The 22548-nt window shown below is 72.2% G+C and carries 25 protein-coding genes; 12 read left to right on the top strand and 13 right to left on the bottom strand.

What is annotated here, in order from left to right; translation table 11 throughout:
* Positions 1 to 5 precede the first annotated feature (5 nt).
* Together BLR90_RS06670 and BLR90_RS06665 are read right to left on the bottom strand one after the other, a co-directional pair.
* Positions 6 to 1982: an ATP-dependent DNA helicase gene (locus BLR90_RS06670; protein WP_091023763.1), complete on the bottom strand. Its 1977-nt coding sequence runs from the start codon at positions 1980 to 1982 to the stop codon at positions 6 to 8.
* A gap of 62 nt (positions 1983 to 2044) precedes the next feature.
* Positions 2045 to 3196 carry an ROK family protein gene (locus BLR90_RS06665; RefSeq protein WP_218029383.1) on the bottom strand — a complete coding sequence of 384 codons (1152 nt, stop codon included), beginning with the start codon at positions 3194 to 3196 and terminating at the stop codon, positions 2045 to 2047.
* 94 nt (positions 3197 to 3290) lie between these two features.
* On the opposite strand from BLR90_RS06665, the gene BLR90_RS06660 reads away from it, so the two are divergent.
* The 7 genes from BLR90_RS06660 (at position 3291) to BLR90_RS06630 (ending at position 11203) form a co-directional block, all read left to right on the top strand.
* The gene (locus BLR90_RS06660; RefSeq protein ID WP_218029382.1) at positions 3291 to 4787 is read left to right on the top strand and encodes a sugar ABC transporter ATP-binding protein; all 1497 of its coding nucleotides are present in this window, start codon (positions 3291 to 3293) and stop codon (positions 4785 to 4787) included.
* Positions 4784 to 5797 carry an ABC transporter permease gene (locus tag BLR90_RS06655; protein ID WP_091023757.1) on the top strand — a complete coding sequence of 338 codons (1014 nt, stop codon included), beginning with the start codon at positions 4784 to 4786 and terminating at the stop codon, positions 5795 to 5797. The genes BLR90_RS06660 and BLR90_RS06655 overlap by 4 nt, the downstream gene beginning before the upstream one ends.
* Positions 5794 to 6885 carry an ABC transporter permease gene (locus tag BLR90_RS06650; protein WP_091023755.1) on the top strand — a complete coding sequence of 364 codons (1092 nt, stop codon included), beginning with the start codon at positions 5794 to 5796 and terminating at the stop codon, positions 6883 to 6885. Before BLR90_RS06655 ends, BLR90_RS06650 begins: the two co-directional genes overlap by 4 nt.
* Positions 6885 to 8114, top strand: coding sequence for a substrate-binding domain-containing protein (locus BLR90_RS06645; RefSeq protein WP_091023753.1), 1230 nt, complete (start codon positions 6885 to 6887; stop codon positions 8112 to 8114). The genes BLR90_RS06650 and BLR90_RS06645 overlap by 1 nt, the downstream gene beginning before the upstream one ends.
* A gap of 93 nt (positions 8115 to 8207) precedes the next feature.
* The gene (locus BLR90_RS06640) at positions 8208 to 9071 is read left to right on the top strand and encodes a sugar phosphate isomerase/epimerase family protein (protein ID WP_091024510.1); all 864 of its coding nucleotides are present in this window, start codon (positions 8208 to 8210) and stop codon (positions 9069 to 9071) included.
* The gene (locus tag BLR90_RS06635) at positions 9064 to 10176 is read left to right on the top strand and encodes a Gfo/Idh/MocA family protein (protein WP_091023752.1); all 1113 of its coding nucleotides are present in this window, start codon (positions 9064 to 9066) and stop codon (positions 10174 to 10176) included. Before BLR90_RS06640 ends, BLR90_RS06635 begins: the two co-directional genes overlap by 8 nt.
* A 28-nt stretch (positions 10177 to 10204) precedes the next feature.
* Entirely contained in the window at positions 10205 to 11203 is a 999-nt protein-coding gene (locus tag BLR90_RS06630) for a sugar phosphate isomerase/epimerase family protein (protein ID WP_091023751.1), read from the top strand.
* Here BLR90_RS06630 and BLR90_RS06625 read toward each other — a convergent pair.
* The 4 genes from BLR90_RS06625 to BLR90_RS06610 all read right to left on the bottom strand — a co-directional run bounded on the left by BLR90_RS06625 (position 11158) and on the right by BLR90_RS06610 (position 14868).
* Complete coding sequence (locus BLR90_RS06625; RefSeq protein WP_170254276.1) at positions 11158 to 11841, bottom strand: SGNH/GDSL hydrolase family protein; 684 nt, start codon at positions 11839 to 11841, stop codon at positions 11158 to 11160. The two genes, BLR90_RS06630 and BLR90_RS06625, sit on opposite strands and share 46 nt — an antisense overlap.
* 89 nt (positions 11842 to 11930) lie before the next feature.
* Positions 11931 to 13451, bottom strand: coding sequence for a GTPase HflX (hflX, locus tag BLR90_RS06620; RefSeq protein WP_091023748.1), 1521 nt, complete (start codon positions 13449 to 13451; stop codon positions 11931 to 11933).
* 67 nt (positions 13452 to 13518) lie between these two features.
* Positions 13519 to 14022, bottom strand: coding sequence for a YflT domain-containing protein (locus tag BLR90_RS06615; RefSeq protein WP_091023746.1), 504 nt, complete (start codon positions 14020 to 14022; stop codon positions 13519 to 13521).
* Positions 14023 to 14055: 33 nt separating this feature from the next.
* Positions 14056 to 14868: an AraC family transcriptional regulator gene (locus BLR90_RS06610; RefSeq protein ID WP_091023744.1), complete on the bottom strand. Its 813-nt coding sequence runs from the start codon at positions 14866 to 14868 to the stop codon at positions 14056 to 14058.
* A 52-nt stretch (positions 14869 to 14920) separates the two neighbouring features.
* On the opposite strand from BLR90_RS06610, the gene BLR90_RS06605 reads away from it, so the two are divergent.
* Together BLR90_RS06605 and BLR90_RS06600 are read left to right on the top strand one after the other, a co-directional pair.
* Positions 14921 to 15457, top strand: a complete 537-nt coding sequence (locus BLR90_RS06605) for a TIGR03086 family metal-binding protein (RefSeq protein WP_091024509.1) — start codon at positions 14921 to 14923, stop codon at positions 15455 to 15457.
* Positions 15458 to 15468: 11 nt separating this feature from the next.
* Positions 15469 to 16092, top strand: coding sequence for a nucleoside/nucleotide kinase family protein (locus tag BLR90_RS06600; protein ID WP_245715191.1), 624 nt, complete (start codon positions 15469 to 15471; stop codon positions 16090 to 16092).
* Between the two features lie 4 nt (positions 16093 to 16096).
* Here BLR90_RS06600 and BLR90_RS06595 read toward each other — a convergent pair whose 3' ends face one another.
* The 7 genes from BLR90_RS06595 to miaA form a co-directional block, all read right to left on the bottom strand.
* A complete protein-coding gene (locus tag BLR90_RS06595) occupies positions 16097 to 16873 on the bottom strand; it encodes an SDR family oxidoreductase (protein WP_091023742.1) in 777 nt (258 codons plus the stop codon).
* Positions 16874 to 16909: 36 nt separating this feature from the next.
* A complete protein-coding gene (gene dapF, locus BLR90_RS06590; RefSeq protein WP_091023740.1) occupies positions 16910 to 17701 on the bottom strand; it encodes a diaminopimelate epimerase in 792 nt (263 codons plus the stop codon).
* Positions 17698 to 18333, bottom strand: a complete 636-nt coding sequence (locus BLR90_RS06585) for an MSMEG_1061 family FMN-dependent PPOX-type flavoprotein (protein ID WP_091023739.1) — start codon at positions 18331 to 18333, stop codon at positions 17698 to 17700. The genes dapF and BLR90_RS06585 overlap by 4 nt, the downstream gene beginning before the upstream one ends.
* Positions 18334 to 18354: 21 nt before the next feature.
* Positions 18355 to 19167 carry an SDR family NAD(P)-dependent oxidoreductase gene (locus BLR90_RS06580; RefSeq protein ID WP_091023737.1) on the bottom strand — a complete coding sequence of 271 codons (813 nt, stop codon included), beginning with the start codon at positions 19165 to 19167 and terminating at the stop codon, positions 18355 to 18357.
* Positions 19164 to 19724, bottom strand: a complete 561-nt coding sequence (locus tag BLR90_RS06575) for a dihydrofolate reductase family protein (protein ID WP_091024506.1) — start codon at positions 19722 to 19724, stop codon at positions 19164 to 19166. Before BLR90_RS06575 ends, BLR90_RS06580 begins: the two co-directional genes overlap by 4 nt.
* A complete protein-coding gene (locus BLR90_RS06570) occupies positions 19724 to 20638 on the bottom strand; it encodes a helix-turn-helix domain-containing protein (protein WP_091023735.1) in 915 nt (304 codons plus the stop codon). Before BLR90_RS06570 ends, BLR90_RS06575 begins: the two co-directional genes overlap by 1 nt.
* A 72-nt stretch (positions 20639 to 20710) precedes the next feature.
* Positions 20711 to 21619: a tRNA (adenosine(37)-N6)-dimethylallyltransferase MiaA gene (gene miaA, locus BLR90_RS06565; protein WP_091023733.1), complete on the bottom strand. Its 909-nt coding sequence runs from the start codon at positions 21617 to 21619 to the stop codon at positions 20711 to 20713.
* Between the two features lie 62 nt (positions 21620 to 21681).
* On the opposite strand from miaA, the gene BLR90_RS06560 reads away from it, so the two are divergent.
* Genes BLR90_RS06560 through BLR90_RS06555 form a run of 3 tightly spaced genes read left to right on the top strand, consistent with a single transcriptional unit; the run spans position 21682 to position 22539 of the window.
* Positions 21682 to 21885: an antitoxin gene (locus BLR90_RS06560; RefSeq protein WP_091023731.1), complete on the top strand. Its 204-nt coding sequence runs from the start codon at positions 21682 to 21684 to the stop codon at positions 21883 to 21885.
* Positions 21882 to 22052 carry a hypothetical protein gene (locus BLR90_RS20930; RefSeq protein ID WP_170254275.1) on the top strand — a complete coding sequence of 57 codons (171 nt, stop codon included), beginning with the start codon at positions 21882 to 21884 and terminating at the stop codon, positions 22050 to 22052. Before BLR90_RS06560 ends, BLR90_RS20930 begins: the two co-directional genes overlap by 4 nt.
* 7 nt (positions 22053 to 22059) lie before the next feature.
* Positions 22060 to 22539: an NUDIX hydrolase gene (locus tag BLR90_RS06555; RefSeq protein ID WP_091023729.1), complete on the top strand. Its 480-nt coding sequence runs from the start codon at positions 22060 to 22062 to the stop codon at positions 22537 to 22539.
* Positions 22540 to 22548: the final 9 nt, after the last annotated feature.

Here is a 22548-nt window from a genome sequence, read left to right as displayed (position 1 = left end):
AACCCCTAACCCTGCGCGAGCCTCGAGAGCGCCTTGCGGACGACGGCGGGGTCGCTCGTGGTCCACATCGGCGGGAGGCTGGCCTTGAGGAAGCTGCCGTAACGGGCGGTGGCCAGGCGCGGGTCGAGTACGGCGACCACGCCGCGGTCGCTCGTCGTACGGATGAGGCGGCCGGCGCCCTGGGCGAGCAGCAGCGCGGCGTGGGTGGCGGCGACCTGCATGAAGCCGTTGCCGCCGGCCTTGTCGGCGGCCTTCTGGCGCGCGCTCATCAGCGGGTCGTCGGGGCGCGGGAAGGGGATCCGGTCAATGAGCACCAGCTGGCAGGTCTCGCCGGGGACGTCGAGGCCCTGCCACAGCGAGAGGGTGCCGAAGAGGCAGGTGTGAGGGTCGCTGACGAACTGCTTGGCGAGCTCGGGCAGCTGGGCGTCGCCCTGGGCGAGGGTGGTCAGGTGGGGCAGCCGCTCGCGGACGTGCTCGGCGGCGGCCTCGGCGGCGCGGCGGCTCGAGAACAGCCCGAGCGTGCGGCCCTCGGCGGCGTCGACGAGCTCGCAGATCTCGTCGAGCTGCGCTTTGACCAGGCCGTCGCGCCCGGGCGGGGGCAGGTGGCGGGCGACGTAGAGGATGGCCTGCTGGCCGTAGTCGAACGGTGACCCGACGTCGATGCCGACCCACGGCAGCGCGGCGACCTCGCCCGAGGCGGTGGCGCCGTCGAGCACCCGCTCGCCCGGCTTGAGCCCCACGCTGGTCGCCAGCGCGGAGAAGTCGCCGCCCAGCATCAGGGTCGCCGAGGTCATCACGACGGTCTTGTCGGTGAGCAGCTTGTCGCGCATCTGGCCCCACACCTGGAGCGGCGCGACGCACAGGCGCGGCGGGATGCGGTCGGTGCCCTCGCTGAGCCAGAGCACGTCGGCGTCGGAGCCCGCGGCCATCCGCTCGGCGTTGACGAAGACGTCCTGGACCGAGCCCCTGGCCTGGGTGCGGCCGGCGTCGGCGTCGCCGTCGCCGTCGCTCCGCGGGTAGGCCGACAGGCAGGCGCGGGCGGCGTCGCGGACCAGCACGAGCGCGTCGGAGAGGTCCTCGGGCACGGTCTCGAAGCGGCCGGGCTTGGCACCGCTCATCGCGTCGCGCAGGGCACCGGCAGCGTCGGCGAGGTCGTCGGCCTGCGGGCCCTCGACGTGACGCTGGGATCGACGGGCGGCCCGCTCGACGTCGGCCGCCCACAGCTCGTCGGTCGCGGCCTGGGTGACCCGCGCCGTCAGCTCGTGGGCCTCGTCGATCACCACGACGTCGTAGTCGGGGATCATCGGCACGCCCTCGATCGCATCGATCGCGAGCAGCGAGTGGTTGGTGATCACCAGGTGGGAGCGGTGCGCCTTCTCCTTGGCCAGCTCGGCGAAGCACTCCTGGCCGAACGGGCACTTGGCCGCGCCCAGGCAGTCGCGGTGGCTGACGCTGACCTGGCGCCAGTCCTTGTCGGTGTGGCGCGGCGCGCTGTCGCGCTCGCCGCTGCCGCCGCCCCCGGCCTCCTCCTCGGCCCAGGCCCGCAGCTCGAGGATCTTCTTGCCCATCGACCCCTCGGGCAGCTCGACCAGCGCCCCCTGGTCGTCGGGCACGCCCTCGCGGCAGCGGTGGAGGCAGGCGTAGTTGGAGCGCCCCTTCAGGACGGCGTAGGACGTGTCGACCCCGGGCACGTCCTTGACCGCCTCGATCAGCCGGGGCAGGTCGCGCTCGACCAGCTGGTGCTGGAGCGCGAGGGTCGCGGTGGCCACGACGACGCGCTCGTCGTGCAGCAGGCTCGGGACGAGGTAGGCCAGCGACTTGCCGGTGCCGGTGCCGGCCTGCACCAGCAGGTGCTGCTTGTCGGTCATCGCCTTGGCCACGGCGTCGGCCATCGTCACCTGGCCGCTGCGCTCGCTGCCGCCGAGTGCGGAGACCGCCGTCGCAAGCACCTCCTGCAGCGGGAGGGCAGCAGTCTTCGGCACCCGAGAACCCTAGCCGTGGCCGCCGACGGTCCGCGGCCGCCGTCCCGAGGGCCGAGGAGCTGCTAGGCCAGCGCCAGGCTGCGGGCCTCGATGTAGTCGGGCGAGAGCACGTGACCGATGGCGAGGGCGGCGGCGCCGAGGACTCCGGCGCGCTCGCCGGCCTGCGAGGTGATGATCCGCAGGTGCTCGGTGGCGAGCGGCAGCGAGCGCTGGTAGACGACCTCGCGGATGCCGGCGAGCAGGCTCTCCCCCGCGTCGGCGAGCGAGCCGCCGATGACGATGACCGACGGGTTGATGACGTTGACGAGTACGGCGAGCACCTCGCCGAGGTCGCGTCCGGCCTGGCGCAGCGCCTGGACGGCGTGCGGGTCGCCGGCGCGCACCAGCGCGACGACGCCCGCGTCGACGTCGACCCCCGCCGCACGCAGGCTCTCGGCGATGGCCGGCCCGGCCGCGACCGCCTCGAGGCAGCCCTGGTTGCCGCAGCGACACGTGACGTCCTCGGCGCGCGCGACGCGGACGTGCCCGAGGTCGCCCGCCGTACCCTGCGCGCCGCGCTGGAGCTCGCCACCGGAGATCAGCCCGGCACCGATGCCGGTACTGACCTTGATGAAGACCAGGTCGTCGACGTCGGGCAGGTGGGCGTGCTGCTCGCCCAGCGCCATGATGTTGACGTCGTTGTCGATGAGGACGGGTACGGCGAACGCGCGCTGTACCCGGGCCGGTACGTCGTACCGGTGCCAGCCCGGCATGATCGGCGGGTTGATCGCGCGGCCGGTGTCGTGCTCGACGGGCCCGGGCAGGCCGATCCCGATCGCGGCCAGCTCGGCGACGGTGCGGTTCTGCTCGACGAGCAGCTCGCCGAGCACCTGCTCGACCCAGCCGAGCACGTGCTCGGGCCCGGTCGCGACGTCGAGGTCAGCCCGGCGCTCGACCAGGATGGCGCCGGAGAGGTCGGCCAGCGCGGCCGTGGCGTGCGTGGCGCCGATGTCGACGCCGGCCACCACCCAGGCCTGGGGGTTGAGCGCGAGCAGCGACGGCGGGCGGCCGCCGGTGCTGACGCCGCCGCCATAGGGCGCCACCAGGCCCATCCGCATCAGCACGTCGATCCGCGATGCGATCGTCGATCGGGCCAGCCCGGAGGCGTCGGCGAGCTGGGCGCGGGTCCGCGGACGGCCGTCGCGCAGGAGCTCGAAGACGTCGCTGGTCCGCACAGCGAAAGTGTTCCATGTGAAGTTCTGCACGTCCAACAAAGAACTTCTGCCAACCTCTCGACAGAAGTGCGTGACGAGTGCCACAGTGACGACTGTGCCTGTTGCATCCGCCCTCCTCACGGCTCGTGGTCTCACCAAGAGCTTCGTGGGCCACACCGTCCTCGAGGACGTCGACCTCGAGCTCCGGGCCGGCCAGGTGCTCGGCCTGGTGGGCGAGAACGGCGCGGGCAAGTCGACCCTGATGAAGATCCTGGCCGGCGTCCACTCGGCCGACTCCGGCACCGTGGAGCTCGACGGCCGGCCGGTCTCCTTCAGCCACCCGGTCCAGGCCCAGCAGGCCGGCATCTCGACGGTGTTCCAGGAGTTCAACCTGCTGCCCGAGCGGTCGGTCGCCGAGAACATCTACCTCGGCCGTGAGCCCCGCCGCCGGGGCCTCGTCGACGTCGCCCGGATGCACCGCGACACCGAGGAGCTCCTCACGGGCCTGGGGGTCACCGGCCTGCGACCCGGCCAGCGGGTGCGCTCGCTGTCGGTCGCCGAGCAGCAGATCGTCGAGATCGCGAAGGCGGTCAGCTACGACGCGCGGATCATCTCCATGGACGAGCCCACCGCCGCGCTCGCCGAGCACGAGGTCGAGCTCCTCTACTCCATCATCGCCACACTCACCGCCCGCGGCGTCGCGATCCTCTACGTCTCCCACCGGCTCAAGGAGATCTTCCAGCTCTGCGACACGATCACCGTGCTCAAGGACGGCCGCCAGGTCACCACCCAGCCCGCCGAGTCGCTCGACGACAACGAGCTGGTCCGGCTGATGGTCGGCCGCTCGATCTCGTCGTTCTTCCCCGACCCGGTCGAGGGCACCGTCGTCGGCGAGCCCGCACTCGAGCTGCGCGGTGCCGGCAACGGGTACGTCGACGGCGTCGACCTCACCCTGCGCGCCGGCGAGGTGGTCGGCATCGCCGGACTCCAGGGCTCGGGCCGCACCGAGCTCTTCGAGGCCATCTTCGGGGTCCGCCCGTTCACCCGCGGCACCATGACGATCAAGGGCAAGGAGGTCCGGCCGCGGTCACCGCGCGCCGCGATCCGCGCCGGGCTGGCGATGATCACCGAGGACCGCAAGGCCACCGGCCTCGCGCTCAACCAGACGATCCTCGACAACACCCTCGGTGTCGTCCGCGCCGTCTTCCCCCGTCGTACGTCGCGCGCCCGGCGCGACGTCCCGGGCCTGCTGTCGTCCCTCGCGGTCTCGGCCCGCGCGACGGACCAGGAGGTGCAGTTCCTCAGCGGCGGCAACCAGCAGAAGGTCGTCCTCGCGCGCTGGCTGACCACGCACCCACGCGTCGTACTCATGGACGAGCCGACCCGGGGCATCGACGTCGGCGCCAAGCACGCCATCTACGAGCTGATGCGCGCGCTGGCCGCCGACGGCGTGGCCGTGCTCATGGTCTCCAGCGAGCTCCCGGAGGTGATCGGGATGTCCGACCGGATCTTGGTGATGCGCGACGGGCGCCTCGCCGGCGAGCTGCCAGCGGGCTCCACCGAGGAGGCCGTCCTCCAGGTCGCCACCGGTGTGACGGAGGTGGTCCGATGAGGACCCGCCTGGAGAGCCTCACCTCGACCGGCATCGTCGTCATCGTCCTGGCGCTCAGCCTGGTGATCGGTGCGATCCTGACCGCGGTCGAGGGCCGCAACTTCCTCAGCACCGGCAACATCTCCGCGATCCTCACCGGCTGCTCGATCCTCGGCTTCATCGCGATCGGGCAGACGCTGGTGATCCTGGTCGGCAGCCTGGACCTGTCGGTGCCGTTCGTCGTCAGCCTGACCAGCGTGGTCGCGGCCGGCCAGATGAACGGCGACCCCGCCCAGGTCGCCCCCGCGGTGCTGCTCGCCCTGGCCATCGCCGCGGCGATCGGCCTGGTCAACGGCCTGGTCGTCAGCTTCCTCAAGGTGCACGGCTTCATCGCCACCCTCGGCATGGGGCTGATCATCAGCGGCTACCTCGCCACCAACTACCAGGGCAGCCACGGCTCGGCGCCGCGTTCGTTCCGGCTGATCGGGGCCACGCAGGTGGGGCCGGTCCCGGTCTCGGCACTGATCATGCTCGGCTGCGCGTTGCTCGCGATCGTGATCCTGCGCCGCACCCGCCTGGGCCACCACCTCTACGCGGTCGGCGGCAACCCCGAGGTCGCGCGCCTCTCCGGCATCCGCACCTCGGTCCCGGTGGTCGCCGCCCACGTCCTGTGCTCGCTGCTCGCCGCGATGGCGGGGCTGCTGCTCCTCGCCCGGCTCAGCGTCGGCAGCCCGACCATCGGCAGCCAGGGCGACTACGACCTGATGTCGATCGCGGCCGTCGTCCTCGGCGGCACCCTGCTCGCCGGCGGCAAGGGCAACATCGTCGGCACGCTCGCCGGCGTCGCCATCTTCGCGGTACTCGACAACGTCATGGGCGTCATGCAGGTCAACCCGTTCCTCAAGGACGTCATCCGCGGGCTCGTCATCGTCGCCGCGGTCGCGGTCTACGCCCGGCGCGAGATCGACCAGCGCCCCGCCCGCTTCGACCGACCCACGGGACTGTCCGCCGTACTCCAGGAGAAGCCGTGAGCACCCAACTCGCCGCCCACCAGCGCGGCTTCGCCGGCCGGGTCCTGGCCGCCGTCCTGACCCCTGGCGGCGCCGTCTACGTGCTCGCCGCGGCGCTGCTCATCGCGACCATCCAGGCCAACCCCAACTTCGGCGACCCCGGCGTGATCATGCTCTTCCTCGGCCGCACGGCGCCGATCGCGATCGCCGCCATCGGCCAGTACTACGTGATCGTCTCCGGCGAGTTCGACCTGTCGATGGGCGCCGTGATCGGCACCCAGGTGGTGCTCGCCGGCAACCTGATCGGTGAGGACCCCGACCGGATCGTGCCGGTCACCCTGCTGATGCTGCTGGTCGGCGCGGCCGTCGGGTTCGCCAACGGGGTGCTGACCACGCTGCTGCGGGTGCCGAGCTTCATCGTCACCCTCGGCATGATGCTGGCGCTCGGCGGCCTGGTCTCCTACGTCACCGGCGGCGCCGCGACCGGCAACCCGGTCGACGAGTTCCGCGAGGTCGGGCGCGGGCGCTTCGAGAACGTCCCGGTCGTGGAGTTCCTGCCCTACCCGCTGCTGATCCTGATCGTCCTGGCGATCGCCGCGGTCTGGCTGATGCGGCGCCCCTTCGGCCGCAACCTGCTCGCCGTCGGGGACAACCCCGAGTCGGCCGAGCGCTCCGGCTCGTCGCTGTGGTGGCTCAAGACCCGCGCGTTCATGCTCTCCTCGCTGGCGGCCTCGGTGTCCGGCATCCTGCTGGTCGGGTACGCCGGCGTACACCCCTCGGTCGGCGACGGCTACGAGTTCACCGCGATCACCGCGGTCGTGCTCGGCGGCGTCCTGCTCGGCGGCGGCCGCGGCTGGGTGCTCTCCGCCGCCGTCGGCGCCATCGCCCTCGAGCTGCTCTTCACGCTGCTCACGGTGCAGGAGGTCGAGTCCACGTGGCGCGACACCGTGCAGGGCGTGATCATCATCGTCGCCGTCGCCGTCGCCGCCCGTGGTTGGCAGGCCGGGCGGCGCCCCCGCAGGTCCGACACCCGGACCCCCTCGACTCGGATCCCCACGCCCATCTCTACCAACCAGCCCAGCCAGGGCACGAACACAGGAGACAACTGATGCGTAAGACTCCACTGCTGAGGGGTGCCGCGGTGACCGCCGCAGCACTGCTCGTGCTCGCGGCGTGCAGCACCGACGACTCGGTCGACGACCCGGCACCCGACGCCGGGTCCGACCCGACGACCTCGGAGTCGACGGCCGAGGAGCCGCCGGCCGACACCGAGTGGTTCGTCCAGGCCGACTACGACGAGCAGGACGCGCAGCGTTCGGCGACGTTCGAGGGCGACCCGGCCACCCCGTGGCTGCAGTACATCGACGGCGCGATGACCGACACGTCGAAGTACGCCACCCAGGAGTCGCAGAAGGTCTGCTTCGCCAACGCCTCGATCAGCAACCCGTGGCGTCAGACCGGCTTCATCACCATGAACCAGCAGCTCCAGGCGCTGCAGGACTCCAAGGTCATCTCGGACATGGAGGTCCGGGACGCCCAGGACGACGACAACACGCAGATCGCCGACATCGACTACTTCATCGCCGAGGGCAACTGCGACGTGTTCATCATCTCGCCCAACTCCACGGCGGCCATGACCCCGGCCGTCGAGCGAGCGTGTGAGACGGGCAAGCCGGTCATCGTGTTCGACCGTGGCGTCAACACCGACTGCTACACGACGTTCATCCACCCGATCGGTGGCTACGCGTGGGGCATCGACACCGCCAACTTCCTCAGCGAGAACCTCGAGGAAGGTGACAAGGTCATCGCCCTGCGCATCCTGCCGGGCGTCGACGTCCTCGAGACCCGCTGGGCCGCGGCCGACAAGATCTTCGCCGAGAACGGCATCGAGGCGGTCGACTACTTCACCGGCGCCGACCCGACCAAGATCAAGCAGATCATCTCCGACGAGCTCGTCAAGGGCGACGTCGCGGGCATCTGGATGGACGCCGGTGACGGCGCCGTCGCCGCCATCGAGGCGTTCGAGGACGCCGGCGTCGACTACCCGGTCATGACCGGCGAGGACGAGATGAGCTTCCTGCGCAAGTGGGAGGAGACCGGCCTGACCGGTCTCGCCCCCGTCTACTCGAACTTCCAGTGGCGCACCCCGCTGCTGGCGGTCGAGATGATCGCCGCCGGCGAGCCGATCCCGGCCGAGTGGGTGCTGCCGCAGACCCCGATCACCGAGGACGAGCGCGCGGACTACCTCGCGGCCAACGAGGGCATGCCTGACGGTCACTACGCCAAGTTCGGCGGCGAGGACCTGCCCGGCTTCCCCGAGGCCTGGCAGGACCGCTAGTCCTCTCGGCTCCACCACGTGCGGCCGGCCGGCGGTCTCCTCACCGCCGGCCGGCACGCGCACCCCTCCCTCTCTAGCCCGAAGGCCCTGACCATGCGCGCGATCGGCATCAACACCTGGGTGTGGACGTCACCGCTGACCGACGCGGTGCTCCCCGACCTGCTCGGCAGGATCGCCGAGCTGGGCTTCGACGCCGTCGAGCTGCCGCTCGAGAACGTCGGCGACCTCGACCCGCAGCGCACCGCCGCGTGCCTCGCCGAGGTCGGCCTCACGCCGTACGTCGTGGGCGCGATGGCGCCCGGCCGGGACCTGGTCGCCACCGACCCGGACTCCGTCGCCCGCACCCAGGACTACCTGCGTGGCGCCGTCGACCTCGCGGAGGCGGTCGGCGCGAGCAGCGTCTGCGGACCGTTCTACGCGGCGACCGGACGGGTCTGGCGGCTCAGCGCCGACGAGCGCGAGACGGCGTACGCCGAGTGGCGTGAGCACCTCGCGCCAGTGGCCGACTACGCGGCCGGCGTCGGCGTGCGGATCGGGATCGAGCCGCTCAACCGCTACGAGACGTCCCTGGTCAACACCGTCGACCAGGCGCTCACCGGCCTCGGGCCGCTGCTCGAGCAGGGCGTGGGCCTGGCGCTCGACACCTACCACCTCAACATCGAGGAGCGCTCCAGCGCCGACGCCGTACGCGCGGCCGGGCGGCACCTCGTGCACGTGCAGGTCTGCGGCAGCGACCGCGGCGCCCCCGGCGGCGACCAGACCGACTGGCCGGCACTGGTCGCGGCGCTGGACCAGGTCGGCTACGCCGGCCCGCTGAACATCGAGAGCTTCACCCCCGACAACGCGTCGATCGCCGTCGCGGCCTCGATCTGGCGGCCGCTCGCGGCCTCGCCGGACGACCTCGCTCGCGACGGCCTCGCGTTCCTGCGCTCCCTGGACGGAGACATCCATGTCTGAGAACCCACGTCCCTTGGGGGTCGCCGTCATCGGCTACTCCTTCATGGGCAAGGCCCACTCCAACGCCTGGCGCAACGTCGGGGCGTTCTACCCCGACACCCCGCCGGTCGTCCAGCAGGTGCTGGTCGGCCGCGACCCGGCCGCGGTCAAGGCCGCCGCCGACCGCTACGGCTGGGCCGAGTCGGCCACCGACTGGGCCGACGTCGTGGGTCGCGACGACATCGACATCGTGGACATCTGCGCCCCCGGCCACCTGCACGCCGACATCGCGCTGGCCGCGCTCGCCGCCGGCAAGCACGTGCTCGTCGAGAAGCCGTTGGCCAACAGCGTCGCGGAGTCCGAGGCGATGGTGGCCGCGGCCGCGACGGCGACCGGGCGCTCGATGATCGGGTTCAACTACCGCCGGGTGCCCGCGCTCGCGCTGGCCCGGCAGGTCATCGCCGAGGGCCGGATCGGGACCGTTCGGCAGGTGCGGGCGGCGTACCTCCAGGACTGGCTGTCCAACGCAACCGCTCCCATGACCTGGCGGCTGCGCCGTGAGCAGGCCGGCTCGGGCGCGCTCGGCGACCTCGGCTCGCACGTCGTCGACCAGCTGCACCATCTGCTCGGTGAGCAAGTGGTCTGCGCGCGCGGGCACCTCCAGACGTTCGTCACCGAGCGGGTCGGCGACGCCGGCCGCGAACCCGTCACCGTCGACGACGCCGCGTGGGCCACGCTCGAGACCGCCTCGGGGGTCGTCGCCAGCGTCGAGGTCAGCCGGATGGCCACCGGCCGCAAGAACCGCATGAGCCTGGAGATCTACGGCTCGGAGGGCGCGCTGACCTTCGACCTCGAGCGGCTCAACGAGCTCGGCATCGACGACGGCACCGGCCTGCGGCGGGTCCTCGTCACCGAGGAGAGCCACCCCTACCTCGCCGCCTGGTGGCCGCCGGGCCACACGCTCGGCTGGGACCACACGTTCACCTCACAGGCCGCCGACCTGCTGACCGCGATCTCCAACGACGTGGCGCCGTCGCCGTCCTTCGCGGACGGCCTCGCCGTACAGCGGGTGCTGGCCGCGATCGAGGCCAGCGACGCGCGCGCCGGCACGTGCGTCGACGTGTGAGGATCGACCCCGACTCCAAGGAGACCCCATGGGCAAGCGCTTCACCCTCTTCACTGGACAGTGGGCCGACCTCACGCTCGACGAGGTCGCGGGGCTGGCGGCCGGCTGGGGCTACGACGGCCTCGAGATCGCGGTCTCCGGCGAGCACCTGGACGCCTGGCGCTGGGACGACGACGACTACATCGCCGAGCGGCTCGCGCTGCTCGAGCGCCACGGCCTGAAGGTGTGGGCGATCTCCAACCACCTCACCGGGCAGGCGGTCTGCGACGACCCGATCGACGAGCGGCACCAGGCGATCGTGCGGCCGCAGGTGTGGGGCGACGGCGACCCCGAGGGCGTGCGGGAGCGCGCCGCCGAGGAGATGAAGCTGACCGCGCGGCTGGCCAAGAGGCTCGGCGTCTCGACCGTGGTCGGGTTCACCGGGTCGTCGATCTGGCCGTACGTCGCGATGTTCCCGCCGGTGCCGGCGGCGCGGATCGAGGCCGGCTACCAGGACTTCGCCGACCGCTGGAACCCGATCCTCGACGTGTTCGACGAGTGCGGCGTGCGCTACGCCCACGAGGTGCATCCCTCCGAGATCGCCTACGACTACTGGTCGACGGTGCGCACCCTGGAGGCGATCGGGCACCGCGAGGCGTTCGGGCTCAACTGGGACCCCAGCCACATGATGTGGCAGGACCTCGACCCGGTCGCGTTCATCACCGACTTCGCCGACCGGATCTACCACGTGGACTGCAAGGACACCCGGATGCGCCTGGGCGGCGGACGCAACGGCGTACTGTCCTCGCACCTGCCGTGGGGTGACCCCCGCCGGGGCTGGGACTTCGTCTCCACCGGCCGGGGCGACGTCCCCTGGGAGGACTGCTTCCGGGCGCTCGCCGCGATCGGGTACGACGGTCCGATCTCGGTCGAGTGGGAGGACGCCGGCATGGACCGCCTCCACGGCGCCCCCGAGGCGCTGGAGTTCCTCCGCCGCTTCGACTACGACCCGCCGGCCCAGGCCTTCGACGCGGCGTTCAGCAGGTAGGCGGCAACGAGGTCGCCGAACTCGACGTGACCGTCGGCGGTGAGGTGGAGGCCGTCGGGGAGGTAGGGCAGGTCGGCGTCCGCCATCGAGAGGTACGCCGCGTCGTGCGACGCGGCGAGCGCGGCGAGCAGCGCGTCGACCCTCGGGACCTCGGCCGCACGTGAGGGGGCCGGGGGCGGCCCGACCACGAGGAGAGGCACGTCCCCCACGGCGCGCACCAGCGCGCGGAAGCCCTCGCGGATCTCGGCGTCGGTGCGGTCGAAGTCGTTGAGCCCGCCTTCGACCACGACCAGGTCGGCACCGACGACCGCCGCGGCGGCGCGGTCGGCGAACGACACCTTCCCGCAGCCGCCGGCTCGGGGGCTGAAGCCGGAGCCGGAGAAGCCGGCCACGTGCACCCGGCCGGGCAGGCGCGACGGCCACGAGGCGTCGGGCTGCTCGAGACCGAGACCCACCGAGTAGGAGTCGCCGATCACGACGACGCGCCGGCCGACGCCGGTGTCGCGCTCGGCGCGCGCGGCCGCCGTACGGGCGAAGCGGTCGCAGCGGTCGTCCCCGGCACCCTCGGCGTTGGACAGCCAGAAGGTGACCAGGGCGGCGGCGAGGAAGAGGCACAGCGCGCTCGCCAGCAGACGCACGCGCTTCGATCTCCCCCGATGGTTCACCCACAAAGTCTGCGGGCCGATCCGCCGTGTCGCAGGCGAATGCCGGAAGTGTGACCGATCGGTCAGTCGACGGGCACGACGGCGTAGGCGGCGAGCTCGCCGGCCAGGTCGTCGTTGGCGCGGCCGCGCACGATCGTGCCGTCCCCGGTGTGCTCGAGCGAGGCGATCTCGCCCTGCTGGTGGATCCGGTTGAGCAGGTCGCCTCGCTCGTAGGGCAGCAGCGCGTGGAACTCGACGTGCGGTCGCGGCAGCTCGTCCTCGACGATCGCGAGCGCCTCGGCGATGCCCTCGCCGGTCTTGGCGCTGACCACGACCGAGTGGGGCTCGCGCTGGCGCAGGCGGGCGATCACGAGCGGGTCGGCGGCGTCGGCCTTGTTGATCACGACGAGCTCGGGGACCTGGCTGGCGCCGATCTCGGCGAGCACCTCGCGCACCGCGGCGAGCTGACCCTCGGGGTCGGGGTGGGAGCCGTCGACCACGTGGAGGATCAGGTCGGAGTCGGCGACCTCCTCGAGCGTGCTGCGGAACGCCTCGATCAGCTGGTGGGGCAGGTGCCGCACGAAGCCGACGGTGTCGCTCATCGTGTAGATGCGCCCGTCGGTCGTGGTCGTACGCCGCGTAGTCGGGTCGAGCGTCGCGAACAGCGAGTCCTCGACCAGGACGCCGGCTCCGGTGAGGCGGTTGAGCAGCGAGGACTTGCCGGCGTTGGTGTAGCCGGCGATCGCGACCGACGGGACCTGGTGACGCTGGCGGTCCTGGCGCTTGGTGTCACGGGTGCCCTTCATCGCCTTCAGCTCACGGCGGAGCTTGGCGATCTTGTCGTTGATGCGGCGCCGGTCGGTCTCGATCTTGGTCTCACCGGGGCCACGGCCACCGATGCCGCCGCCGTCGGCACCGACGCGGCCACCGGCCTGGCGCGAGAGGCTGCCACCCCAGCCGCGCAGGCGCTGCTTCATGTAGCTCAGCTGCGCCAGCTCGACCTGGGCCTGGCCCTCGGCGGACTTGGCGTGCTGGGCGAAGATGTCGAGGATCAGCGCGGTCCGGTCGACGACCTTGACCTTGACCTTGTCCTCCAGGTTGCGCAGCTGGCTCGGCGCGAGCTCGCCGTCGCAGATGACGGTGTCGGCGCCGGTGGCCTGCACGATCTCGGCCAGCCCCTCGACCTTGCCGCGCCCGATGTACGTCGCGGGGTCGGGCGCCTGCCGACGCTGGTAGATCGCCTCGAGCACCTCGGAGCCCGCGGTCTCGGCGAGCAGCGCGAGCTCGGCCATGGAGTTCTCGGCGTCCTCGACGGAGCCGTCGGTCCAAACGCCCACGAGGACGACCCGCTCGAGCCGGAGCTGGCGGTACTCGACCTCGGAGATGTCCTCGAGCTCGGTGCGCAGGCTGGCGACCCGGCGGAGCTGGTGGCGCTCCGCGAGCTCCATGGCCCCGGCGGTCGGCTCCTCGGGGTCGGGCTCACCGGTCCAGGAGTCGTCGGGGCCCGAGTCGGGGTCGAGAGCGATCTCCGAGTCGTCGTCCCAGTCGGAGGTGGCCTCGAGCTCGTCGTCGAGGGAGAAGTTGTCTGCGTTTGCGTGTGTCATACCCCTCCAGAGTAGGTCGGAGGGCGAAAGCACGCGAACCCCTTTCTGCGCCCTCACGGGTGAAAGATCAGGCGAAGGGGTCTGGCGTCGCCCCGGGCAGGCCCGCCAGCAGCTCTCGGGCCTGGGCGGCGACCTTGTGCTCGACGAGCACCTCGTAGCGGGTCGCGACCACCTGGGTGACGGAGGAGAAGTCGCGCTGGCCGCGGGTGAACGCGTAGCCGAGCAGGCTCCAGGTCACGCCGAACAGGGCGCCGATGACCAGGGTCGAGAGGATCACGCCGAGGGCGTCCTCCTCGGTGAAGAGGCTGAAGATCAGGCCGACGAAGAGACCGAGCCAGAGCCCGGACAGCAGCCCGGCCAGCGCCACGCGGCCGGTCGTGAGGCGACCGGTGATCCGCTCGATCCGCTTCAGGTCGGTGCCGACGATCATGCACTGCTCGACGGGGAACTTCTGGTCCGCGAGGTAGTCGACGGTCTTCTGGGCGGCCTCGTAGTCGTCGTAGACCGCGAGCGACTGGGGGAACGCCAGCTTCAGCGGGGAGGACGGGGTGCGCGGTGACGTCATGCTCATGCCGTCCACGGTACGTCGGCTCAGGTCGGCCGATCAGGTGGGCGGCGGTTCTGCGGCGAACTCCCCCGGCGTCAGCCCGGTGACCCGGCGCCAGTCGCGGCCGAAGTGGGCCTGGTCGGCGTAGCCGAGGTCGGCGGCCACCCGCGCCAGGTCGACCGAGCCCGCCTCGCGCAGCCGCTCGGAGGCCTCGTGCAGACGTCGGCGCTGGATCAGCCACTTGGGGCTGAGCCCGATCCGCCGGGCAGCGAGCCGTTGCAGCGACCGCTCGGAGATCGCGAACTTGTCGCAGATCTGGCCGACGCGACGCACCTGCGGGTCGCCCTCGACGTACTCCACGACGGCGTTGACGAACAGACCCTCCTGGTCGACCGGCACCAGGTACTCGAGCTCGGTCTCGAGCGCGAGGATCGCCAGCGCCTGCCGGTCCGGGTCCGACGGGGCCGGCGCCATGGCGGCGCGCACCTTCGCGACCAGGGTCGGGCCGTCGATCGTCTTCAGCGCCGCGAGGTCCGTGGCGGTGTCGGGGAGGACCGGCCCGTCGAGCAGCAGCGCCCCGGCGGCCGGCTGGAGCATCACCCCGGCGGCCCACCCCTCGCCGGCCAGCTCCTGGGTGGAGAGGCCGGTGGTCGGGCCGACCAGCCTCGCGTAGTCGGGGGCGACCACGATCAGGCAGACGGGGTACTGCAGCACCCGTTGCACCGTCGACTGCCCCGGCGGCAGGGACCAGACCGGCAGCCAGTGACGGCGTACGACGTCGGCGAGGCCGGGCGCGGCCGCGAAGCGGTGCACCGGCGGGCTGAAGCCCTGGGCGTCGCGCAGGTGGGCACGCTCGGTCGGGTCGGTCATGTGTCGGATTCTTACAAGACCCCACCGACGGTCACCGGCCAGAGTGGGCGGCATGACCCAGATCGACGAGTTCCTCTCCGACGCCGACACCTTCACCGACCTCGTGGCCACCCCCGCAGCCGACTGGGCTGCCGCCAGTCCCTGCGAGGGCTGGACCGCCGCCGACGTCGTCGACCACGTGGTCGACACGCAGCGCGACTTCCTCGCCCAACGGGGCGCCGACCTGGGCGAGCGCCCAGCAGGCCCTCCCGACGCGCGGTGGGCCGCACACCTGAGCGCGGTCCGCGACGCGCTGTCCGACGACGCCTTCGCGGCGAGCGAGTACGACGGCTTCTTCGGTCGTACGACGGTCGCCGACACGATGGCGCGCTTCTACGGCTTCGACCTGCTGGTCCACGGCTGGGACCTCGCACGTGCCCTCGGCCGCGAGCCGGCGTGGACCGAGGGCGACATGGACCGGATCGACTCGGCACTCGACGGCTTCGGCGACAACCTCTACCACGAGGGCGTGTGCGCCCCGGCCCTCGACGTGTCCGACGACGCCCCGCGCCAGACCCGGCTGCTCGCGCGGATGGGCCGCGCCGCGTAACACTGGCCCTCGTGACGCCCGACGACCTGCCCGCCATCGCCGGGCGGATGCTGGGGATCACGGGCGCCCCGGGCGCGGGCAAGTCCACGCTGGCCGCGCTGCTCGGCGCCCGCCGCCGCGCGACCGTCGTACCCATGGACGGCTTCCACCTCGCCGACGTCGAGCTCGTCCGGCGCGGGCTGCGCGACCGCAAGGGTGCGCCGGAGACCTTCGACGCCGAGGGGTACGCCGCCCTGCTCGCGCGGGTGCGCGGGCGCGAGCCGCTGGTGATGGCGCCGAGCTTCGAGCGCGGGCTCGAGCAGCCGCTCGCCGGGGCCCTGCCGATCCGCGGCGACGCGGCGCTGGTGGTGACCGAGGGCAACTACCTGCTGCTCGAGGACGGCGCCTGGCCGCGGGTGCGCGAGCAGCTCGACACGGTCTGGCACGTCGTCACCGACGAGGCCCTGCGGCTCGAGCGGCTGGTCGCGCGCCACGTGGCGTTCGGCAAGAGCCCGGCCGAGGCCCGCGCGTGGGTCGAGCGGGTCGACCAGCCCAACGCCGTACTCATCGAGGCGGCAGCCTCCCGAGCCGACCTCGTCCTCGACCTCACCGACCTCGTTGACCCGCCCGAAAGTTTCGGGCGGGTCAACGTGTGAGCGGCTACTTGGGGGGCATGCGGATGCCGCCGTCGACGCGGACGACCTCGCCGTTCATGTAGGCGTTGGTGAGGCACTCGACGACCATGCTGGCCAGCTCGGCGGGGGTGCCGAGGCGCTTGGGGAACAGCACGTTCTTGCCGAGGTTCTCCTTGAAGGCGTCGGAGTCGGGGCCCTCGCCGTAGATCGGGGTGTCGATCAGGCCGGGCGCCACGGTGTTGAGGCGGATGCCGGCGGCCGACAGGTCGCGCGCGACCGGCAGGGTCATGCCGACCACGCCGCCCTTGGACGCGGAGTAGGACGCCTGGCCGATCTGGCCGTCGAAGGCCGCGACGCTGGCGAGGTTGACGATCGAGCCGCGGCAGCCGTCCTCGTCGGGCTCGTTCTGGCTCATCGCGGTGGCGGCCTGGCGGACCATGTCGAAGGTGCCGATCAGGTTGATCTGCACGACCTTCGTGAACGCCTCGAGCGAGTGGGCCGACTCGAGCTGGCCGTCGCGGCCGATGGTGCGCTGCGCCCAGCCAATGCCGGCGGAGTTGACGACGGCGCGCAGCGGCGCGATGTCACTGGCGGCCTTGACCGCGGCGGCGATCTGCTCGGTGTTGGTCACGTCGACCTGGGCGAAGACGCCCTTGATCTCCTCGGCCAGGGCCTCGCCCTTGTCGGCCTGGAGGTCGGCGACCACGACGGTGGCGCCCTTGGCGGCGAGCGCACGCGCGGCGGCCGCGCCGATGCCCGACGCGCCGCCGGTGACGATGGCAGAAGATCCGGTGAGTTCCATGCAGCGGACTTTAGTGGTCGCCCCCGTTCGGGTGGGTCAGAGGTCGGTGGTGCCGCGGGCCACGATCTGCGCGGGGCCGGTCATCAGCACCCGGTCGTCGGCGGTCCAGATGATCGAGAGGCTGCCGCCCGGCTGGTCGACGCGGTACGCCGTGTCGCGCGGCGCCCCGTCGGCGACGGCCGCGGCGACCATCACCGCGCAGGCGCCGGTGCCGCAGGCGCGGGTCTCGCCCGAGCCGCGCTCGTGCACCCGCATGGCGACGTGCTGCGGGCCGCGCCGTACGACGAACTCGACGTTGACGCCCCCGGGGTAGACGCCGGGGTCGTGCGTGGGGGCGTCGAGCAGCGGGCCGGCCTCGGCGAGGTCGTCGACGAACGCGACCGCGTGCGGGTTGCCGACGTCGACGTGGGTGGCGGTCCAGGTGTGGCCGGGGACGGCGACCTCGGAGTCGCCGAGGACCTGGGGGGTGCCCATGTCGACGGTGATCCGGTCGCCGTCGAAGGTCAGGACCTTGATCCCGTCGCGGGTGTCGACCTCGAGCGGCTGGGTCGGGTCGGCGAGCCCTTCCTGCACCAGGTGGAGACCGAAGACACGGATGCCGTTGCCGCACATCTCCGACAGCGAGCCGTCGGAGTTGCGGTAGTCCATGAACCAGCCGCCGTCGCGGCGCAGCACCCGGAGCACGCCGTCGCCGCCGATACCGGCGCGCCGGTCGCACAGGGCGCGCACCCGCGCGGGGTCCAGGTCGCCGTGGACCGTGCCGTCGTGGTCGGGCAGCAGCACGAAGTCGTTCTCGGTGCCGTGCCCCTTCAGGAAGGGGTAGCTCATGCGTAGAGCCCCCGCTCGTAGCCCGGGCCGTAGTAGACGTCGAGCTCCTCGACGGTCATGCCGTTCGGCTCGACGTCGTGCGCGAGGACGGCACGGCGTGGCACGCGGCCGGTGGGGTCCCAGGTCTCGGGCTTCCAGAGCTGCGAGCGCAGGAACGCCTTGGAGCAGTGGAAGAAGATCTCCTCGATGTCGACGACCACCGCCAGCAGGGGCCGGTGTCCCTTGACCACCTGGTCGTCGAAGAACGGCGCGTCGCAGACCAGCCGGGCGCGGCCGTTGATCCGCAGGGTGTCGCCGCGGCCCGGGATCACGAAGCACAGGCCCACGTGGGGGTTGTCGATGATGTTCCTGTAGCCGTCGGCCCGGCGGTTGCCGGGGCGCTCGGCCAGCGCGATCGTGGCGTCGTCGATGACGTGGACCAGGCTGCCGGCCGGGTCGCCCTTGGGCGAGGCGTCCAGGATGCCGGTGGCCGACGAAGTGGCCATCACGCAGAACGGCGACGCCGCCAGCCAGTCGCGGTCGACGTCGAGCAGGGCCGTCCGCCCCTTGTTGGCTGCCCGCTCGTTGGGCTCCCCCAGCAAGCCGACGAGCTCGTCGGCCGTGGTGATCTCGGTCCAGGCGGCAGTCGTCACGCCCCCAATCTACTGGTCGATCTACTCGCGCAGGCCCGGGTGGCTGCGCGCGAGGATCGGCAGCAGGACGCTGCGCGGCGCCACCTGGGACAGCGCCGCACCCACGCGGTTGGCGAGCCCGGGGATCACGACGAGCCGCCCCTTGGCCATCCCGTCCACGCCGGCCTTCGCCACCTCGGTCGCCGGCACCCACATCACCGCGGGGAGCGCGTTCTCGGCGTCCTCCTTGGAGAAGCCGGCAGCCGCGCCGAAGCCGGTGTCGACGGGCCCGGGGCAGAGCGCGGTGGCGGTGACACCGCTGCCACGCAGCTCACCGGCCAGGGACTGCGAGTAGGACAGTACGAACGCCTTGCCGGCGCCGTACCCCGCCTGGCCCGGCAACGGCTGGAAGGCCGCGGTGGAGGCGACGTTGAGGACGGCTCCGCGGCCACGTCCGACCATGCCCGGAAGGAAGCGAGTGCACAGGTCGACGACGCTGACGACGTCGACCTCGACCATCCGCATCTCCTCCTCGGGGTCGGCCTTGGCGACCGGGCCCAGCGTCGAGAAGCCGGCGTTGTTGACCAGGATGTCGGGGACCAGGCCCAGGGCGGTGACCCGGTCGACCAACTCGGCGCGTGCCGCACGATCGGTCAGGTCGGCCGCGATCACGTCGGCCCGGCCGCCGGCCGCGGTGATCTCCGCGGCGAGCTCGTCGAGCTTGGCGACCGTGCGCGCGACCAGCGTGACCTGGTGGCCGCGCCGGGCCAGGTCCCTTGCGATCTCGGCGCCGATCCCGGAGGAGGCGCCGGTGACGACGGCGGTGCGGTCGGGTCCGGGCGTGGGCAGGCTCATGCCCCGAGGGTAGGCCCACCGCGGGGGCCGACGACCTCGTAGCGCGCGCAGGCGAACGCCTTGTTCTGGGCCAGCTCCACGAGCCGCAGGTCGTAGCGGCGCGGGAAGATCTGGCGTCCCTTCCCCAGGGTCACCGGCGCGATGTAGGTGACGATCTCGTCGAGCAGCCCGGCGTCGGCGAACTGCCCGGCCAGGTCTCCCCCGCCGACCACCCACAGCCCCTTGTCGCCGGCGGCTGCGGTCATCTCGGCGTGCACGTCGACAACCGGCGCCGAGGTGAACGTGATGCCGTCGCCGATCGGCTCCAGCTCGCGGTGCGTGAACACCCAGGCCGGCATGTCGTAGGCCCACGCGTCGCCGGTCCTGGCGTTGTGGGCGGCCACCCACTCGTAGGTCGTCGAACCCATCGCGATCGCACCGATGTCCTTGATGAAGCCGTCGTAGTTGAGCGCCCCGGCCTCGTCCTGGTCCTGCACGAAGAGCCAGTCGAGCGAGTCGTGCTCGTCGGCGATGAACCCGTCGAGCGTGGTCGCCGTGTAGTACGTCGTGCGGCCCATCAGGACACCCCCGTCCGTGCGCGCAGCCACTCGATCGGGTCGCCGTGGTCGACCTCGTGGCCGTTGGCGCGCATCAGCAGGCGGGCGAGCTGGCGCCGGTGCGCGGCGAAGGTGAGCACGTGGGCGACCACGCTGCTCAGGACAAAGCTCTCCGGCGGGTCGCACAGGGCGTCGATGAGGCGGTCCTCCCAGGCCCCCCGCTGGTCGATGTCGCGTACGGCTGCCAGCCAGCGCGGGGCGACCGCGTCGTGCCGGGCAAGCAGCGAGGCCGGGTCGTCACCGTCGCGCGGCGGGATGTCGGCGCCCTCGATCGCGGCCAGCCAGACCTCCTTGGTCCACACCTGGTGCTCGAGCACGGCGGCGATCGAGGTGTCGGCGCCGTCCCAGCTCAGGGCCGCGTGTGCCGAAAGCACCTCGCGGCGGTAGTCCTCGTCGCTCAGCCCCTTGGCGAGCGCGATCAGGTCGCGGCTGTCGTCGAGGTCGTGCTGGATCATCAGGTCGGTCAGGGGATCCATGGACTGCTCCTGGGTGTGCACCCACAGGGACATGGGAGGGTGGAAGTGGATGCCGTTGGGGGCCGGCAGCCAGTGGCCGACGCTCGTCGTAGCGGCCAGGGCCTGGCTGGGCACGTGCCCGTAGGCGCGGCGGAAGGCGCGGCTGAAGCCCTCCACGGACTCGTAACCGGCCTCGAACGCCGCGTCGGTGACCGTCGTCCCGCCGCGCAGGCGCCAGGCGGCGCGCTCGAGCAGCACCCGGCGCTTCATGGCCACCGGCGGCTCGCCGGCGTCGCGGGTCAGCGACCGGCTGAAGTGGTACGGCGAGGAGTGGGCGTCGCCGGCCATGTCGCCGAGGGTCCGGTTGTCCTCGTCGAGCACCGCGTCGAGCAGCTCGCGGAGCCGGTCACGTCCGTCCATGCGGACCAGTGTGGACGCAACCAGCCGGTCCGCGCCCGACCGTTCTTGCCCAGTTGGGCCCAGGGGCGTGCCCTAGCTCGGCAGCGCGGCCAGGGCCTGGTCGGCGAGGTCGGGGGCGTCGAACGGCAGCCACACGATCCGCGGGTCCTTCTTGAACCACGAGTCCTGGCGGCGCGCGAACCGGCGGGTCGCGAAGACCGTTCGCTGGCGGGCGTCGTCGAGGCTGAGGTCACCGGCGAGGTGCGCGACCACGTCGCGGTAGCCGATCGCCCGGCGCGCGGTGAGCCCCTCCGCGAGGCCCTCGTCCAGGAGGCGGCGTACCTCGTCGACGAAGCCGGCCTCGAACATCTCGCCGACCCGTTGCTCGATCCGCACGTCCAGGGTGGGCCGGTCGATCAGCAGGCCGATCTGGACGCTGCGCGGGTCGGCGTACTCGAGCTCGGGCAGGGAGGCGGAGTAGGGGGCGCCCGTGATCTCGATGACCTCGAGCGCGCGGACGACGCGGCGCCCGTTGAGCGGCTCCATCTTCGCCGCGGCCTTGGGGTCGGTCTCGGCGAGGCGGGCGTGCAGGGCGGCCGGCCCGACCGCGGCGAGCTCGGCCTCCCACCGGGCGCGGACGGCGGGGTCGGTGTCGGGGAAGTCGAAGCGGTCCAGGATCGCGCGGGTGTAGAGCGCGCTACCGCCGACCAGGACCGGCGTCCGGCCCTGCTCGCGGAGCCGGGTGGCCGTGTCGCGCGCCTGCTCCTGGAAGTGCGCGACGCTCAGCGGCTCGCGCACCGACAGCAGGTCGAGCAGGTGGTGCGGGATCCCGCGGCGCTCGGCCGGCGGGACCTTCGCCGTACCGATGTCCATGCCGCGGTAGACCTGCATCGCGTCGGTGTTGACGATCTCGCCGCCGAGACGCTCGGCGAGGTCGAGCGACAGCCCGGTCTTGCCGGACGCCGTCGCCCCCACGAGCGCGACGATCGGCGGTGCAGGCATGTGGCTAGTGTGGCAAGGACCGAACGCAGACAGCACAGCACCGCACCCGACGGAGGAGCGACATGAGTTTCCTGGACAAGGCCAAGGGCAAGCTGACCGACGCGGTCGACAAGCACGGCGACAAGATCGCCGACGGCATCGACAAGGCCGCCTCCGCGGCCGACAGGAAGACCGGCGGCAAGCACACCGACAAGATCGCCAAGGCGACCGGTGCGGCCAAGGACGGGCTGGACAAGCTCGACAGCAAGAACGACGACATCAAGTGAGCGAGTCGAAGGGCGAGCCGCAGGCCGAGCCGACCGACAACGTGCCGATGGACGTCGACCCTCCGGGTGAGCACGGCAGCGAGCTCCCGGACGAGAACGACGACGCCCACACCAGCGACCTCCAGGAGGAGAACGCCGGCACCAGCGTGGACCAGCCGTCCCAGTGAGGGCCCAGTGACCGACCCCTCCCACGGCCGCTTCGTCGTCGTCCCGGCGGCCTACCTGTTCCTGCTGCGCGAGGGTCCCGACGGGTCCGGCGGCCAGGAGGTGCTCCTCCAGCTCCGGCAGAACACCGGCTACATGGACGACCACTGGGCCGCGGCCGCGGCCGGCCACGTCGAGCGTGGCGAGACGGCGTACGCCGCCGTTGCTCGCGAGGCGAGCGAGGAGATCGGCGTCGGCCACCTGTTCCTGCAGTTCGTGACCTCGATGCAGCGCACCGCCCACGCCGAGCCGATCGACGAGCGGATCGACTTCTTCTTCACCGCCACCTCGTGGTCCGGCGAGCCGCGCATCGTCGAGCCCGAGAAGTGCGCCGAGCTGCGCTGGTGCCGGCTCGACGACCTGCCCGACCCCGTCGTACCCCACGAGCGGGCCGTGTTGGACGGCATCCGGACGGGTACCTCCGTGCCGTACACCACCTTCGGATTCTGAGGAGCCCCC

Origin of the sequence: Nocardioides szechwanensis, from assembly GCF_900103935.1 — a bacterium.
GTDB lineage: Bacteria > Actinomycetota > Actinomycetes > Propionibacteriales > Nocardioidaceae > Nocardioides > Nocardioides szechwanensis.
Note: the sequence above shows the minus strand (reverse complement) of the source record. Positions and strands in the feature narration are given on the sequence as shown.